This window comes from Streptomyces sp. NBC_00316, from assembly GCF_036158715.1.
In the GTDB taxonomy this organism is placed as follows: Bacteria; Actinomycetota; Actinomycetes; order Streptomycetales; family Streptomycetaceae; genus Streptomyces.
In genome coordinates this window covers 1,019,438-1,035,921 of record NZ_CP108023.1, presented here as the reverse complement: position 1 = coordinate 1,035,921, position 16,484 = coordinate 1,019,438, and the positions used below count along the sequence as shown (strand labels likewise).

Below are 16,484 nucleotides of genomic sequence, written 5' to 3'. Positions count from 1 at the left end.
CCTTCGGGATGTCATGCACCTGGACAGCCGGGCGGGTGTCGTGCTGTCATGCCAACTGCCGTTCCTTCCAACGTTGTACATCCTGTTGCAACGAGCCGCCACCCTTCCTCACCAAGGAGGATCCGTGCGCATCAGAAAGAAACTCGTCCTGCTTCTCGCCGCCGCACTCGGAACCGCCGGGCTGTCCGGTGTGCCCGCCGCGTCCGCCGCCCCGGACCCCGGCGGCACCGCCGAAGTGCACGGTCTGAAGGGCGAGTACTACACCCAGTCCGCCCCGGGAGCCTTCGACTTCGGGCAGTTGAAGGCCACCGGATTCGATCCGGACATCGACTTCCCCAGCCTCGAATCGCGGCTGAGCTCGGCCACCGGGCAGGCCGACGACGCCAGCATCCGGTGGACCGGGAAGATCGTGCCGGAGAAGACCGGTTCCCATGTCTTCTCGATGATCGGGGACAACGGGTTCCGTCTCTGGATCGACGGAAAGCCTGTCATCGACCACTGGGTCGACGACTGGGAGAAGGAGCAGACCTCGCAGCCGGTCGAGCTGACCGCGGGCAAGGCCTACGACTTCAAGGTCGAGTACTTCGAACACTTCGGCGGGTCCAACCTGCACCTCAGGTGGACCGAGCCCGGTGGCACCAAGGAGCCCGTGCCGCAGTCCGCCTTCCGGCTGCCGGACGACTTCGCCTACGACGGGGCCATCGGTGCCACCGTCCTCGCCGACGGCCGCACTCTCAAGCTGGACTTCGCGCAGAAGCTCGCGGCCCTGCCCGACGGACTCACCAACCACCTCGACGCCGTCATCGGCGGCGCGACGTGGCCGCTCGGGGCCATCAAGGCCGATCCCGCCGACCCGCGCAGCCTCACCGTCGCGCTCAAGGAACCGGTCGTCGGGAACAAGGCCGGCGATGCCAACGGACTCGCAGACATCCGTTACGACGGCCAGGGCGGGCTGGCCGGCCAGGACGGCAAGGCCGTCGGAGCCTTCTGGTCCAGCGGGCCCAACCACTCCACGTACGAGCTCCGCACGAAGTGGGCCGACGAGGTCGGGCCGCACAACGCGCTGCCCGAGTACCCGAGGCCGCAGCTCACCCGCGACAACTGGCAGAACCTCAACGGTTCCTGGGAGTTCGCCGCGGCGAAGGCGGGGGAGCAGCCCCCGGTCGGCAGGAAGCTCGGCGAGAAGATCCTCGTCCCGTATCCGGTGGAGTCGCAGCTCTCCGGCCTCGAACGGCACGAGGACCGGATGTGGTACCGCCGCACCTTCACCGTTCCCCAGGGGTGGAAGGTCGGTCAGGGCAAGCGGCTGCAGCTGAACTTCGGTGCCGTCGACTGGCAGGCCGAGGTGTATGTCAACGGGCACGAGGTCGCCGAACACAAGGGCGGCTACGACAAGTTCAGCGCCGACATCACCGATGCGCTGAAGCCGGGGCGGACCCAGGAGCTGATCGTCGGCGTCTACGACCCGACCGACGCCGCCGACGGCGAGAACCCGCCGATGGGCAAGCAGCGCCTCGACCCGAGCGGCATCTGGTACACCCCGTCGTCCGGCATCTGGCAGACCGTGTGGATGGAACCGGTCGCCACCGATCACGTCGACTCGCTGAAGCTCACCCCGGACGTCCAGGGCGAGAAGGTCGCCGTCGAGGTGCACGGGGTACGTGACGGGGTGCCGGTCACGGCGACCGCGTACGACGGGAAACGCAAGGTCGGCACCGTGACCGGCCGCACCGGTTCGACGCTGGACCTGCGTGTTCCGCACCCGCACCTGTGGTCCGCGAACGACCCGCACCTCTACCGGTTGGAGGTCTCCGTCGGCTCCGACCGGGTCGGCAGTTACTTCGGGATGCGGTCGATCGCCGTGGAGAATGTGAACGGCACCCCGCGCACCGTGCTCAACGGCAAGCCGGTCTTCATGATGGCCACCCTCGACCAGGGCTTCTGGCCGGACGGGCTGCACACCGCCCCCACCGACGAGGCACTCGCTTCCGACCTGAAGATGCACAAGGCCATGGGGTTCAACTCCGTGCGCAAGCACATCAAGGTGGAGCCCGACCGCTGGTTCTACTGGGCGGACAAGCTGGGCCTGCTGGTCTGGCAGGACATGCCGGCGATGAACACCGTCAACCCGTCCGCCGCCGCACGCACCGAGTACGAGCACGAGATGAAGGAGATGATCGACGAGCACTACAACCACCCGTCGGTCGTCATGTGGGTCACGTTCAACGAGGGCTGGGGCCAGTACGACGAGGCCCGCATCGCCGACCAGGCGAAGTCCTGGGACCCGACCCGGCTCGTCAACAGCATGTCGGGCATCAACCTGGGCGCCGACGGAGGCACCGGGGACATCATCGACGAGCACGGCTATCCGAGCCCGGCCCTGCCCGCACCGGACGGTCGACGCGCCCTGGTCAGCGGCGAGTACGGCGGACTCGGCCTGGCGGTGCCGGGCCACGCCTGGGCCGTGCAGCAGTCGTACATCGCGGTCGACCAGTCGACCTACACCGACGACTACATCGCCAAGCTCGACGAGGTGCGGGCGCTCGCCTGCAAGGGCAGCAACGGCGCCGTCTACACCCAGATCTCCGACGTGGAGGGCGAGTTGAACGGCCTGCTCACCTACGACCGGCGGATCGTCAAGCCCGACGTGAAGCGGGTCAAGGCGGCGCAGGACGCACTCGTCCGCGATGCGTCGAACCCCGTCGTCGCGGGGTGCCCGTCGGCCTGACCGCCGACAGTTCTCCGGCCCGCCCCTCCCCGGGCGGGCCGGAGCGTTCGCGTCCGAACCCTTGACGCGGATCGCCGGGGAACCAAGAATGATCACGCTCTGACAACGTTGTCCAAGGAGGAGTACCCCATGCGCCGGACCCCACGGATGCACCGGAATCCACGGCCGAGACTCCGCGGCCCGGCGGCCGCATTCGCCGCTGTCGCGCTTCTCGGCGGTGTCCTCACCACCGGGGCCACGGCCCAGGCCGCGCCCCGGGCGGACGAGCAACTGACCGATCTGGTCAACCCGTTCATCGGCACCCAGAACGAGGGCAACACCTACCCCGGCGCCTCCGTGCCGTTCGGCATGGTGCAACTCTCCCCGGACACCGGCCACAACACCGGCTACGACTACGCCGAGAACCACATCCGCGGTTTCTCCGCCGTGCATCTCTCCGGCGTCGGCTGCGGACTCGGCGGAGATCTGCCGACGCTGCCCACCACGGGCGACGTCACGCAGACCGACTACGCGAAGTACGCGGCGGAGTTCAGCCACGACGACGAGAAGGCGAGCCCCGGCTACTACAAGGTCGGGCTGAAGAGCGGCATCGACGCCGAACTCACCGCGACCAGCCGCACCGGCGTCCAGCGCTACACCTTCCCCGCCACCGACAAGGCCAACGTCCTGCTCAACGCGGGCCAGTCGCTGCACCGGACGCTCTCGTCCACGGTGGAGATCCTCGACAACCGCACCGTGCGGACCGCGATCACCGGCAGTGGCTTCTGCCAGGACACCAAGTCCTACACCGTCTACACGATCACCCACTTCGACCGTCCGTTCACCACCTCCGGCACCTGGAACGGCGACACCGTCACCGAGGGCTCCAAGAAGTCCTCGGCCACCGACGCCCGCAACGGTGCCTGGCTGCGCTTCGACACCACCAAGGACCGCACCGTCGAGGCCACCACCGCCCTGAGTTACGTCGACGCCAAGGGCGCCGCACTCAACCTGCGCGCCGAGGGCGGCCGCAGCTTCGACCGCGTCGAGCACGCCGCCCAGCAGTCCTGGGAGGACCGGCTCGACGACGTGGAGGCCCGGGGCGGCAGTGACGCGCTGCGCCGCACCTTCTACTCGTCGCTGTACCGCTCGTTCCTCGCCCCCAACGTCGGCAGCGACGTCGACGGCCGCTACACCGGCTGGGATCAGAAGACCCACCAGGCCAAGGGCTTCACCTACTACCAGAACTGGTCCCTCTGGGACACCTACCGGACCCAGGCCCAGCTCCTCTCGCTGCTCGCTCCGCGCGAGTCCCGTGACATGGCGATCTCGGTCCTGCGGATCGACGCCGAGAGCGGCTGGCTGCCCAAGTGGGGCTACGGCACGGTCGAGACGAACATCATGACCGGTGACCCCGTCACCCCGTTCCTCACCAACGCCTACCAGCAGGGGCTGCTGAAGGGACACGAGGAAGAGGCGTACCGCGCCCTGAAGAAGAACGCCGACGGCGTCCCGCCCACCGACTCCGCGCCCGTCGGCCGCGAAGCCAACGTGCAGTACCTGAAGGACGGGTTCGCCCCGTACATCAAGGACCGTCCGCACGCCAAGCCCGGTGACTCCGACTTCGACCACGGCGCCTCCGCCACTCTCGAGTACGCCCTCTCCGACGCGATGCTGGGCGAGATGGCCCGCGACCTCGGCCACGACGCCGACGCGAAGCGGTACGAGGACCGCGCCCAGAACTACCGGAAGATCTTCGACCCTTCGACCGGCTTCTTCCGCGCCCGCGACGTCTCCGGAGCCTTCACCGGCCCCGCCGACCCGGCGCAGAGCGAGGGCTTCCACGAGGGCACGTCCTGGCAGTATCAGTGGCTCGTACCGCAGGACCTGCCCGGCATGGTCGGCCTGATCGGCGGGAAGGACGCCGCCAACCAGCGGCTCGACTCCTTCTTCGCGTACGACCAGCTGCTCGCCGATCCCGCGAAGACCGCCCGCGAGGTCTGGGTCAACGGCCCGTACGCGTACTACAACGCCGACAAGTACAACCCTCAGAACGAGCCCGACCTCATCGCCCCGTACACCTATCTCTCCACCGGGCAGCCGTGGAAGACCACCGACGTGGTGCATGCGGCCCTGACCCTCTTCACCGACGCCCCGACCGGCATGACGGGCAATGACGACCTCGGCACGATGTCCGCCTGGATGGTGCTCTCGTCCATCGGTGTCTTCCCGGTCCAGCCGGGCACCGACACCTGGGGTCTGTCGACGCCGGCCTTCGAGCGCGTCGATCTCACGCTCGACCGCCGCTACTACCCGCACGGGTCGTTCACGGTGAGCGCACCGGGAGCGTCGGACGCCGACCGCTACATCCAGTCGGCGACCATCGACGGCGCGACGCAGTCGCGCACGTACCTCACCACCGAGGACATCCGCTCGGCGCGGTCACTCGCCTTCACCGTGGGCAGTGCTCCCTCGGCGTGGGGCACCTCGCCCGCGGACGCTCCGCCCGCCCTGGGCTGACCGGGACGGCGTGGCTGTGGGGCGGGCGGTCTCCCGTCCGCCCCGCAGCTCAGCTGCCGCGTCCGAACCGCGGCTCAGCTGCTGAGTCCGAACTCGGCCCGGATCCGCTTGCCCACCGGCACCCGCTCGGCGATCAGCCGGTCGCACACGGCAATGACGATCTCCATGCCGTGCCCGCCGGGTCGGGCCGGGTCGGGGCAGCTGAACAGCGGAAGCGCCGAGCTGCTGTCGTACACCGTGACACTGACCTGCTCGGCGGTGCCCTCCAGCTCCAGCAGATACGGACCCTGGCTGTACCGGTCCGCGTTGGTGACCAGTTCGCTGACCGCCAGCATCAGATCGCCGCGGGTGCGCTCACCGAACACCACCCGCGACTGCGCAGCGAGCCTCTCCAGGAAACTGTCGGCGAGAGCCCGGGCCTCCGCGATGCAGCCGGGCTTGCCGTCGAACGACTCGGCGCAGTGCACCACCACGGGCCGCTGCTCGCCCGGCCGGCCGGGCGGCCGCAGGGGGACCTGATCCTTCATGTGCTCCAGCCAGGGCGACGCAGGGGAGGTCGGAGACCTTCTTTCACCCGTCGCCTGCCCACGGTCAACGGTCCTATTCCACTGGAACGCGGACAACCCGGATCAGCTGTCGATGCACATGCCGGCACGCAGCCGGCCGACGATCCGGGAGAGCAGCCGGGACACATGCATCTGGGAGACCCCCAGCTCCGCCCCGATCTGCGCCTGCGTCATCTCGGCACCGAAGCGCATCTGCACGATCCGGCGCTCGCGCTCGTCGAGCCCCGCCAGCAGCGGCGCCAGCGCATGCAGATTCTCGACGCTCTCCATGGCCGGATCGGGTGCGCCCAGCACGTCGACGAAGGTGCGCCGGTCCTGGCCGCGGTCGCTGTCGACCGTGTGCGTGTCCAGGGAGCCCGCCGCGTAGCCGTTGGCGGCGACCAGGCCCTCGATGATCTCGTCCTCGGAGCGCTCCAGACGCGCGGCGAGATCCTTGACCGTGGGATCCCGGTCCAGCTCCAGTGCGAGCTGCTCCTTGGCCTTCGCCAGGTCGACACGGAGCTCCTGCAGCCGCCGCGGCACATGGACGGCCCAGGTCGTGTCACGGAAGAACCGCTTGATCTCGCCGACGATGTACGGCACCGCGAAGGTGGCGAACTCGACGTTCCGCGACAGGTCGAACCGGTCGATCGCCTTGATCAGACCGATCGTGCCGACCTGGACGATGTCCTCGCTGTCGTCACCGGCCCGGTGGCGGAAGCGGGACGCGGCGAAGGACACCAGTGAGAGGTTCATCTCGATCAGGGTGTTGCGCGCGTACGCATACTCGTGCGTCCCCTCCTCCAGATCCTGGAGGCGGTCGAAGAACAGCTTCGACAGCGCACGGGCGTCAGCCGGTGCCATCCTGCCCGCGTCCTCGACCCGTGGCAGCTCATCGCTCCCGTCGATGCGCTGTGCCGGTACGCCCACCGCTCCGTCCGTCCCTACGGACCTGGCTGCCATGACGTCGCCCTCCCCGCAACCGAATGCTGTCGACGCGCTCCTGCCCGGCCCGCGCGAAGTCATGCCTCTTTCTTCCCGAGGCGCCGCTTCACGCGAACGGAGCAGCGCTCGCCGCATGGCAGACTTGATCGGGGCGCTCTGCCCGTGACCAGCGACCCCATGACAAGCGACAGAGGAACGGCAATGACGGTGACAGAGGACAGCCCGGAGTTCGCTCCCGGAATCGATGAGTTCGGTCCCGGTATCGACCCGGAGCGGCTGGCCGTCTGCCTGAGCGTGCTCGACGAACTCGACACCATCGAGGTCGACCACCCGGACGCCATCGCCGTGCGCCGTGCCACCGCCGGTGTCTACCGGACCGTGAAGCAGCGCCGCCGCCAGGAGCGCCGGGCCGCCAAGACCGCGCACGACAAGGCCGTCACCGAGGCCACCGCCACCGGCTCCGCCGACCGCATCGACGACGAGACCCAGGGCGTCCTGCCGTCCTCCTCGGCGGGTGCCGAGATCGCCGGGATACTCCAGCGGCCCCGGTCCTGCTACATCTGCAAGACCCGGTACGTCGAGGTCGACGCGTTCTACCACCAGCTCTGCCAGCAGTGCGCCAAGGAGAACCGGGACCGTCGCGACGCACGGACCGACCTCACCGGGCGCCGGGCGCTCCTCACCGGCGGCCGCGCCAAGATCGGCATGTACATCGCGCTGCGGCTGCTGCGCGACGGCGCGCACACCACGATCACCACGCGCTTCCCCAACGACGCGATCCGCCGCTTCAAGGCGATGCCGGACAGCGCCGAGTGGATCCACCGGCTGAAGATCGTCGGCATCGATCTGCGCGACCCCGCCCAGGTCGTGGCACTCGCCGACTCGGTCGCCGCCGAGGGTCCGCTGGACATCCTGATCAACAACGCCGCGCAGACGGTACGCCGCTCGCCGCAGGCGTACAGCGAACTGGTGAGTGCCGAGTCCGCCCCGCTGCCCGCGGGCGAGCTGCCCGCCGCCGAGGTCATCGGCACCTTCGGCAGCGGTTCGGTCGACCGCGTCGCGGCCCTGCCCGCGGCCCGCAAGGAAGGGCTGACGGCCCAGGACGTCACCGAGCTCGCCCTGGTCACCGGCTCCGCCTCACTGGAGCGGATCGCTGCCGGCACCGCGATCGACGCGGGCGGACTCGTACCCGACCTGCACCACACCAACAGCTGGATCCAGACGGTCGAAGAGGTCGAGCCGATCGAGCTGCTCGAAGTCCAGCTCTGCAACTCCACCGCGCCGTTCATCCTGATCAGCCGGCTCCGCCCGGCGATGGCGGCGACGGCTGCCAAGCGCGCCTACGTGGTCAACGTCTCCGCCATGGAGGGCGTGTTCAGCCGCGGCTACAAGGGTGCGGGCCACCCGCACACCAACATGGCCAAGGCTGCGCTGAACATGCTCACCCGCACCAGCGCCCAGGAGATGTTCGAGAAGGACGGCATCCTGATGACGGCCGTCGACACCGGCTGGATCACCGACGAGCGCCCGCACCCCGACAAGATCCGCCTGGCCGAGGAGGGCTTCCACGCCCCGCTCGACCTCGTGGACGGCGCCGCCCGGGTCTACGACCCGATCGTGCGCGGCGAAGCGGGCGAGGATCTGTTCGGCTGCTTCCTCAAGGACTACGCGCCCGCGGGGTGGTAAGAGGAGCTCAGCACGCAGGGTGTCCGAAAGTGACCCACTGCACACGTTCCATCGAGCAGGGATGCGCTCACTTGGTTAGTCTGATGGGCACGGACGCCACCAAGGGATCCACGAAACCTCCTCGGCCGTCCTGGGACAGGTCTGCAACCAGACCGCCGTCCTGACCCACACCCGGCGCCACCGCGACCGAACTGTTCCTGCCCCTGCCCCTGGTGGCAGTCGATTTTCCCGGTCATGAGACCGGAGGTTCGGCGACGCCCGGGGTTACGCGACACAAAGGAGTGCGCGGTGACACCAGAACTGACGAAGGACGAGAAGGAACCGGCGGAGCGCCACGGCGAGCGGGCCGGACGGCCCGAGAAGCTCCGGAACATCGAAGTCTGGGCCAAGGCCGCACCCATCCGGCTGGCCGGCTACGAGGACGACCTCGCCGAGCCGCACATCCTGCCCGGCATCGACTGATCCCCGGGCCCGACCCGCGCGGCCCGATCACTCGCCACGGCCCGTCAGCCCAGAGCCCCGGCCCCCCGTCACCACGGAGGGCCGGGGCTCCGGCGTGTGGTCCGGCACTGCAGCGGGCGGCGCCCGGTTCCACAGTGCCACTGCTCAGTCATCCGATGGCTATGGGGAAGAAGTTTCGTTCTGTCTGGAAGATTGCATTGACAGGTTCCTGCCATGCTCCAATCATCGGATGTCATGACCGAACTTCCCAGACGCCATGTACTCGGAATGACGGCAGGGGCGGCAGTCGGCGCCGCCCTGCTCACCCCCGCCACCGCCGATGCGGCCCCGCGAACCGGCGCCGCACACCCGGAGCCGGACGCCCCTGACAGTGACTGGGGCACCGTCCCAGCCGCCGTCACCGTGCCCCTGGACAACTGGTTCGACAACGACGGCATCGATACCGCCGAGGCACGCGGCGGAAACTTCGACGGCTCCGGCTACACCTTCCCCGGTGAGGAACTCCCGGCCGGAGAGCGAGAGATCGACGGCACCACATTCCTCATCCCGGACTCCGGCGCCAAGAACAACATCGTCGCCCTCGGCCAGCGCATCGACCTGCCTCCGGGCCGCTACCTCTCCGGGCTCTTCCTCACGGCATGCAGCTACGGCGCAGCCTCCGGCCAGGCCACCGTCCACTATGCGGACGGCACCACATCGACCGCGGCCCTCGGCGGCCCCGACTGGTACTCCGGCAGTGGTGCGCTCACCGCCGCATACCGCTACCGCCCCGACGGTGACAAGGACGCGCACCAGGTCTCCATCGCCGTCACCGAGATCGCGTTCGACCCGACCAGGGAAGCCGTCGCGCTGACCCTGCCCACCACCCGGCCCGCCGAGGCCAACAGCTCATCCCTGCACATCTTCGCGCTGTCGCTCCAGCCGGTCGCCGAGGGGCGGGCACTGTCCCTGCGGGACGCGCACTCCACCACCTCGCTGCTGGACTCCGGCGCGCAGAGCGTCGAGGCCACCGTGGTCAATGCGGGCACCGTCGCCGTCCTCGCCGCCGACGGCCTCAGCCTCTCCGTGGACGTCCCCGGAGCCCGTACCGTCGAACCCGCCCGCATCACCCGGCTCGCCCCCGGCGACCAGGCCCGCGTCCGGATCGGCATCCGCAGCAGGCCGGGCACCGCACCCGGCACCGCGCAGGACGGGAACGTCGTCGCGCGCGGCCGCGGCCGGCAGGCGGCCACCGTCCGCCGCTCGCTCACCCTCGGCGTCCCCGACTACCAGCCCACGGAAACCTCCCTGGCGACCCATCAGGCGCCCTACTGGTTCCAGGAGGCGAAGTTCGGCATCTTCATCCACTGGGGGGTCTACTCGGTGCCCGCCTGGGCGCCGGTCGGCACGCAGTACGCCGAGTGGTACTGGAACCAGATGCAGGACCCCAACAACCCGACGTACGCCCACCACCGCGCCACGTACGGCGAGTCCTTCAACTACGACGACTTCATCCCGCAGTTCCGCGCCGAGCGTTTCGACCCCCGTTCCTGGGTGGAGCTGTTCCGGGACGCGGGCGCGCAGTACCACGTCCTCACCTCCAAGCACCACGAGGGCTTCGCGCTCTGGGACACCAAGCTCTCCGACCGCAACGCGGTGAAGATGGGTCCGGGGCGCGACCTGGTCAAGGAGCTCTTCGACGCCTCGCGCCGCTACACCCCGGAACTGCACCGGGGGCTGTACTTCTCGATGCCCGAGTGGTTCAACCCCGACCACCCATGGATGGGCCACGCCCCGCGCAACCCCTACACCCTGGAGCCCGTCCCGTACACCGGATACACGGCGGGCAAGGACTACGTCACGGAGTTCCAGGGCCCGCAGATGCTGGAGCTGGTCCACGGGTACGACCCCGAGATCCTCTGGTGCGACATCGGCGGCGACAACGACAGTCACCGGGTGCTGTCCGAGTACTTCAACCACGCCAAGAACCGGGGCCGGCCCATCGATGTCACGGTCAACAACCGCTCCGGGATCGGGACATACGACTTCACGACGCCCGAATACACGACGTACGACCAGATCGTCACGGCGAAATGGGAATCCAGCCGGGGCCTCGACCCGTTCTCGTACGGCTACAACGCCCAGACGCCCGACGAGAAGTACATGACGACCGAGGAGATCGTGCACTCGCTCGTCGACATCGTCTCCAAGAACGGCAACTTCCTGCTCGACATCGGACCGAAGGCCGACGGCACGATCCCCGAGATCATGCAGCGCCGGCTGCGCGAGACGGGGGAGTGGCTCAAGACCAACGGCGAGGCCATCCACGGGACCACGTACTGGTCACGGATGCCGCAGCTCGGCGAGGACCTGCGGTTCACCCTCCGGCCGGACAGGGCCTTCTACATCCACTCGCTGGCGCAGCCCGGCGCCACCCTCACCGTCGAGGCCCCGGTGCCGATCCGCAGCGGCGACCGCGTCACGCTGCTCGGGTACGACCGGCCGCTCCACTGGCGCACCACGGGCGGCTCGCTGGTGATCGACGTGCCGGCGGGCGCCCGGAGGACCGGGAAGCACGCCTGGGTCTTCAAGGTCGCCTGGTCGGACTGAGGAACGACGGTCCGAGCGTGACGGGCCGGATGAAGTCCCGCACGTAGGTGCGATGCCACCAGCGTCCGGTGGCCCGCAGTTCGCGCCAGGTCGTGTACCGGTAGTGGTACACGCCGGCGCGAACGTGCGTGGGCGGCAGGTCGGGGAACGGGTTGTGGCGCAGCAGGCGCAGCGTGTCCCGGTCGTTCTCCAGCAGCCGCTCGACGAACGGGCCGAACCAGGACTGGGCGTACGCGGGGGACAGCGCCGCGAACCACATCAGCCAGTCGAGCCGCAGATGGTACGGGGCGAACTGGCGCGGCAGCCGGTACGGATCGCCCGGTTTGCCGCGGAAGCCGTACTCCTGCCAGACCGTGCCCGGGTGGAGCAGCTGCTCGTCGGTGCCCTCGACGACGATCTCCAGACGGACCCGGCTGATGCTGCCGAACGCACCGTACGTATTGACCAGATGCAGTGGGTCGAAGGAGCGGTTCATCACCTGACGGCGGGAGATCAGATTGCGTGCCGGGCGGTAGCTGAGCACCACGACCAGGGCGGTGACGGCGATGATCACCACCTCGTACCAGAGCGGCGGCGAGGACTGTGCGGGCGGCGCAGTCACCAGGGACCAGTCGACGGCGGACAGGGCGAGGGTGATGGTCACCCAGTTCAGCCAGGCGAAGTTCCCGGAGAGCACCAGCCACAGCTGGGTGACGATCATCAGCCCGGCGGCCGCACTCGCCACCGGCTGCGGGGCGAAGAGCAGCACAGGGACGAGGAGCTGGGTGACATGGTTGGCCGCCACCTCGACCCGGTGGAACGGCTTCGGCAGCCGGTGGAAGAACCAGCTCAGCGGGCCCGGCATCGGCTGGGTCTCATGGTGGAAGTCCAGACAGGTCAGCCTGCGCCAGCAGGCGTCGCCGCGGATCTTGATCAGACCGGCGCCGAACTCGACCCGGAACAGCACCCAGCGCAGCAGCCACAGCACCAGCACCGGCGGTGCCGTCTCCGCGTTGCCGAGAAAGACGGCGAGGAAGCCGGTCTCCAGAAGCAGCGACTCCCAGCCGAAGCTGTACCAGACCTGGCCGACCTGGACGATCGAGAGATACAGCGCCCAGGGCACCAGCCACAGCAGCATCGCGGCCCAGAGCGGAACGTACGAGTCCACCCCCGCGATGAGCGTGACCGCGACGGCGCAGCCCGTCCAGCAGACGGCGGCGAAGAAGCGGTCGGAGTAGTGGAGGCGGAAGAGACCGGGGGTGTCGCGCCAGACCGTGCGGCGCAGAAACTCGGGCACCGGGAGCATGCCGCGTTCGCCGATCAGCGCCCGGAACTGGAGCGCGGCGGCGAGAAACGCGACCAGATAGATGCCGGCGAGAGCCCGCTGGAAGATCAGCCGGCTCAGCCAGTAGCCATCTGCGGTGAACCACTCCATCACGTCCAGTATCGGTGCTCCGGCGCGGCCTGGCCGGTTCGGCCGGCTGCCACGATGCCGCCGAGTGCGGAGCCGAGCCGGCGTGCGTACCACTGCTGGACCACCGGGACGAGCGGCCCGGCGATCCGGGTGTACCAGCGCGCCGGACGGGAGAACGCCAGCACGGTGAACCACACCGTCCCGTCGTCCGCCCGCTCCACCAGGAAGCACTCCTCACCGCACTCCGGGTGCCGCGGACGTGTTCCGTAGGCGAAGCCGATGCGCTCCTTCCCGTACGCGGTCCAGACCACCTCGCACAGCCCGGTGAACCGCACCGGGCCGAGGCCGATCGACACCCGCACGGCGGTCCCGGGTTCGGCCCGGTCCGTCGACGCCCGCAACCGGGCACCGGCGGCGCGGTGCATGCGCCAGTCCGTGACGGCGGCGCCCGCAGCCTCGAAGTCGGCGCGGCCGTGGCCCACCGCGGTCCGGTGGTGGAGATGGTGGTACCCGTCGGGGAGCGGGCCGAGCCGGGTGGCGCCGACCTCGGGGTAGGTGAGGGTGCTCATGACGTCCTGCCTCGGTGGTCGGTGAGCGGGCCGGTGCGGGCCGGCATCACCATCGGACCGTCTGATGCGGACACAGCGCAACCCCCCGCCTTGAACCCCTTCACATGCTTGTCGCACCGACTCTAGAGTCCTTCTTGAACGTGTTCAATGAGGTGCGGCAGGGGCGCCGGCCAACCGCGATGAGGGTGCGCGGTTGCGGAGGGGGTGTGTGGTGCCGTGAGCCCGTGCGGGTGAGGGCCGGGGGAGGGTTCGGTGGGTCTCAGGGGCCGTACAGGGTGAGCAGTCGGGTGCGGGTCCCGTGCAGCCGCTCTGCCACGGTCTGCGCGACGTACTTGTACACCACGCGGCCGACATCGGCGTCTTCGTCGCACAGTGTGCGCACCGTCGCGGCGTCGAACTCCAGGGCGTCCACCGGGTGCACCGCTGTGGCGCCGAGGTGCCAGAGGTAGGGCGGGAACAGCCAGGACCAGCCCAGCAGGTCGTCGCGGCCGAGCGTGTCGATCACCACCGCCCGGCGGCCGGGTACGCGGAGGTCGAGTTCCACCTGTCCGGACCGGATGATCCAGAAGCGGTCCGCCCTCCGGCCCTCCTCGAAGATCCGGGTACCGGTGGGCAGGGACACCTCGCGGGCCGCGTCGTTGAGCAGCCGCGCTCGCGTTTCGGGCGGGATAGCGCTCAGCAGATTCCTGGCCGTTGACATTCCGTCCTCCGTCCACGCCGGATTCCGGGCTGCTGCGCACGCGGTCTCTCGGCCGCACCGGTGCACCACCTCTTGTGAACGATAAGCGCACTTCTGCGCCGCCGCTCGGCCACGGTCCGGTCCGTTCGGATGAGCCCCCTGCGCCGTGCGGCCGACGATCGGGCGCGTTCGAAGAATCGGACAATTGATGGCAGAGTGACCGGCATGGATGATCGGGTAGTGGGTGCCCTGTCACTTCCGGACGACTGGCCCGCCCACCCGGATCTCAGCCTCGCCCTGAACCGTATGGGCAGTTTCGACTGGGACCTCGACAGCGGCCTCATGCATATGGACCGGCCCGCTCTCGACGTGTTCGACCTGCGGGCCGACGAGTACGACGACCGGCCGGGGACCCTGGGCCAGCGGGTACCGTCCGACGAGAGCACGCGCCTCGACGCCATGGTGGCCCAGGCACTCAAGAACGGGCAGAGCACCTACGGGGCGTACTTCCGCATCCTCCGGCGCGACGGAACCCTCCGATGGACCCACACCCAGGGCTTCATCCGTCGCGACGGGACCGGCCGCCCGCACCGCATCATCGGCATCGTCCGGGACGCCACTCAGGAGCTGGCCGACTCCACCGCCCGCCGTGAGCTGGACGAGGACCGGCGCCGCCGCACCAGCGTGGTGGAGAGCACCACGGCCGCCCTGGCCCATGCCCGTACGGTCAAGGACGTCATCGACGTGCTGAAGAACTCCCAGGGCCTGGCCCACCTCGGGGCGACCAGTCTCGTCGTGGGGCTGCACGAGGCCGGGCGTATCCATCTCGTCGCGGACGGCCCCGTGGGGTCCTTCGTGCCGGGCACCCGGTACACCCGTACGGACGAGCCGTATCCGATGGGTGAAGTGATCCGCACGCTCACGCCCCGCTTCATCGAGTCCGCCGACGACTTCGCCACCTCGTACCCGGTCCTGTGGCCGCACATCAGCGGTCTCGGCATCACCTCCGCCGCCTATCTGCCGCTGATCGCCCAGGCTCGCCCCATCGGGGCGATCGGCCTTCTCTACAGCGACAAGGACGGATTCACCGGCGACGAACGCAATCTGCTGATCGCGCTCGGCAGTTCCATCGCCCAGAGCCTCCAGCGGGCCATGCTGTACGAACAGGAGCACGACCTCGCCGAGGGCCTCCAGAAGGCCATGCTGCCCCGCCGGATCCCCGAGGTGCCCGGCGCGCAGATAGCCGTCCGGTACCGCTCGGCCCGGCTGGGGCGCGACATCGGGGGCGACTGGTACGACGTCATTCCGTTGCCCGGGGGCCGGGTCGGCGCCGTCATCGGGGACGTGCAGGGCCACGACACGGACGCGGCGGCCGTCATGGGGCAGTTGCGCATCGTGCTGCGCGCCTACGCGGCGGAGGGGCACAGTCCGGCCACGGTCATGGCCCGGGCCTCCGTCTTCCTCCATGAACTCGACACCGACCGCTTCGCCACCTGCACCTATGCCGAGGTCGACCTGACCACCGGGGTGATACAGCTGGTCCGGGCCGGCCATATCGATCCGCTGATCCGGGACGGCGACGGAAGCTGCCGGCTGCTGCGGGCCGAGGGCGGTCTGCCGCTGGGACTGTCGGCCGAGTTCGGGCGGCTCGCCTATCCGGTCAGCACCGCCGAGCTGGACCCGGGCCAGACGCTGGTGCTCTACACCGACGGGCTGGTGGAGCTGCCCGGCGCCGACCTCGACGACGGAATGCAGCTGCTGACCGCCATGGTCCGCAACGGTCCGCAGGACCTCCAGCAACTGGCCGACCAGCTCTGCGACGCGGTCGACGAGCGCGGTGGCGACGACGACGTGGCGGTGCTGCTGCTGCGGCGCAAGGCCGCGCACGCACCTCGGCCGGGCGGCCGGCTCCAGCAGCATGTCGCCCAGAACGACCCGGATGCGCTGACTGCGTCCCGGCACATGATCCGGTCCGCGGTGCGGGCCTGGGGCGCGAAGGAACGGGCGGACGAGGTCGAGCTGGCCGCCGACGAACTGATCACCAATGCGCTGATACACACCGACTGCGGGGCGATCGTCACCATCCGGGTGCTCACCGGGCCGGAGCGGCGGCTGCGGGTCGACGTCGAGGACCGGTCCAGCGCGCTGCCGCGGCGCCGGGACGCAGGGGTGACGGGCGTGTCCGGGCGGGGCCTGATGCTGGTGGAACGGCTGTCGGACGCCTGGGGTGTGGAGTCCCGCGGCACGGGCAAGTGCGTGTGGTGCGAGTTCATCGTCCCGGAGCGCGAGCAGCCGCCGGGAGTGACGGAACGGACGCCCATCCTACCCGACGGTAACAGAAAGTAACATGTCTGTACTTGACCGTAACCGATCGAGGGCGATTGACTGC

General features: G+C 69.4%; 11 protein-coding genes. 6 read left to right on the top strand and 5 right to left on the bottom strand.

Features of this window, described 5'->3' with window-relative positions; translation table 11 throughout:
- Positions 1 to 124 precede the first annotated feature (124 nt).
- Together OG878_RS04735 and OG878_RS04730 are read left to right on the top strand one after the other, a co-directional pair.
- Entirely contained in the window at positions 125 to 2,728 is a 2,604-nt protein-coding gene (locus OG878_RS04735; RefSeq protein WP_328885579.1) for a PA14 domain-containing protein, read from the top strand.
- Between the two features lie 147 nt (positions 2,729 to 2,875).
- Positions 2,876 to 5,227: a GH92 family glycosyl hydrolase gene (locus OG878_RS04730; RefSeq protein WP_328891129.1), complete on the top strand. Its 2,352-nt coding sequence runs from the start codon at positions 2,876 to 2,878 to the stop codon at positions 5,225 to 5,227.
- A gap of 74 nt (positions 5,228 to 5,301) precedes the next feature.
- On the opposite strand, the gene OG878_RS04725 is transcribed toward OG878_RS04730, so the two are convergent.
- Complete coding sequence (locus tag OG878_RS04725; RefSeq protein WP_328885578.1) at positions 5,302 to 5,754, bottom strand: ATP-binding protein; 453 nt, start codon at positions 5,752 to 5,754, stop codon at positions 5,302 to 5,304.
- 102 nt (positions 5,755 to 5,856) lie between these two features.
- On the bottom strand, positions 5,857 to 6,735 hold the full coding sequence (locus OG878_RS04720; RefSeq protein WP_328885577.1) for a SigB/SigF/SigG family RNA polymerase sigma factor: 879 nt from the start codon (positions 6,733 to 6,735) through the stop codon (positions 5,857 to 5,859).
- Positions 6,736 to 6,918: 183 nt separating this feature from the next.
- Here OG878_RS04720 and OG878_RS04715 point away from each other — a divergent pair, with 183 nt between their 5' ends.
- From OG878_RS04715 to OG878_RS04705, 3 genes are all read left to right on the top strand, one after another.
- Complete coding sequence (locus tag OG878_RS04715; protein ID WP_328885576.1) at positions 6,919 to 8,403, top strand: SDR family NAD(P)-dependent oxidoreductase; 1,485 nt, start codon at positions 6,919 to 6,921, stop codon at positions 8,401 to 8,403.
- A gap of 288 nt (positions 8,404 to 8,691) precedes the next feature.
- Positions 8,692 to 8,865: a hypothetical protein gene (locus OG878_RS04710; RefSeq protein ID WP_328885575.1), complete on the top strand. Its 174-nt coding sequence runs from the start codon at positions 8,692 to 8,694 to the stop codon at positions 8,863 to 8,865.
- A gap of 234 nt (positions 8,866 to 9,099) precedes the next feature.
- The gene (locus tag OG878_RS04705; protein ID WP_328885574.1) at positions 9,100 to 11,454 is read left to right on the top strand and encodes an alpha-L-fucosidase; all 2,355 of its coding nucleotides are present in this window, start codon (positions 9,100 to 9,102) and stop codon (positions 11,452 to 11,454) included.
- Here the strand turns inward: OG878_RS04705 and OG878_RS04700 are convergent.
- From OG878_RS04700 to OG878_RS04690, 3 genes are all read right to left on the bottom strand, one after another.
- On the bottom strand, positions 11,432 to 12,868 hold the full coding sequence (locus OG878_RS04700; RefSeq protein ID WP_328885573.1) for a lipase maturation factor family protein: 1,437 nt from the start codon (positions 12,866 to 12,868) through the stop codon (positions 11,432 to 11,434). The two genes, OG878_RS04705 and OG878_RS04700, sit on opposite strands and share 23 nt — an antisense overlap.
- Positions 12,868 to 13,416: a DUF1990 family protein gene (locus OG878_RS04695; protein ID WP_328885572.1), complete on the bottom strand. Its 549-nt coding sequence runs from the start codon at positions 13,414 to 13,416 to the stop codon at positions 12,868 to 12,870. The genes OG878_RS04700 and OG878_RS04695 overlap by 1 nt, the downstream gene beginning before the upstream one ends.
- A 259-nt stretch (positions 13,417 to 13,675) precedes the next feature.
- A complete protein-coding gene (locus tag OG878_RS04690; protein ID WP_328885571.1) occupies positions 13,676 to 14,116 on the bottom strand; it encodes a cyclic nucleotide-binding domain-containing protein in 441 nt (146 codons plus the stop codon).
- Between the two features lie 204 nt (positions 14,117 to 14,320).
- Here OG878_RS04690 and OG878_RS04685 point away from each other — a divergent pair, with 204 nt between their 5' ends.
- Positions 14,321 to 16,441, top strand: coding sequence for a SpoIIE family protein phosphatase (locus tag OG878_RS04685; protein WP_328885570.1), 2,121 nt, complete (start codon positions 14,321 to 14,323; stop codon positions 16,439 to 16,441).
- The last annotated feature ends 43 nt before the right edge of the window (positions 16,442 to 16,484 follow it).

Bases quoted from the DNA above. Each gene is read 5' to 3' on its own strand.
- OG878_RS04690 (WP_328885571.1), bottom strand. From the start codon at position 14,116: ATGTCAACGGCCAGGAATCTGCTGAGCGCTATCCCGCCCGAAACGCGA.
- OG878_RS04725 (WP_328885578.1), bottom strand. From the start codon at position 5,754: ATGAAGGATCAGGTCCCCCTGCGGCCGCCCGGCCGGCCGGGCGAGCAG.
- OG878_RS04700 (WP_328885573.1), bottom strand. From the start codon at position 12,868: ATGGAGTGGTTCACCGCAGATGGCTACTGGCTGAGCCGGCTGATCTTC.
- OG878_RS04685 (WP_328885570.1), top strand. From the start codon at position 14,321: ATGGATGATCGGGTAGTGGGTGCCCTGTCACTTCCGGACGACTGGCCC.
- OG878_RS04705 (WP_328885574.1), top strand. From the start codon at position 9,100: ATGACCGAACTTCCCAGACGCCATGTACTCGGAATGACGGCAGGGGCG.
- OG878_RS04720 (WP_328885577.1), bottom strand. From the start codon at position 6,735: ATGGCAGCCAGGTCCGTAGGGACGGACGGAGCGGTGGGCGTACCGGCA.
- OG878_RS04695 (WP_328885572.1), bottom strand. From the start codon at position 13,416: ATGAGCACCCTCACCTACCCCGAGGTCGGCGCCACCCGGCTCGGCCCG.
- OG878_RS04730 (WP_328891129.1), top strand. From the start codon at position 2,876: ATGCACCGGAATCCACGGCCGAGACTCCGCGGCCCGGCGGCCGCATTC.
- OG878_RS04715 (WP_328885576.1), top strand. From the start codon at position 6,919: ATGACGGTGACAGAGGACAGCCCGGAGTTCGCTCCCGGAATCGATGAG.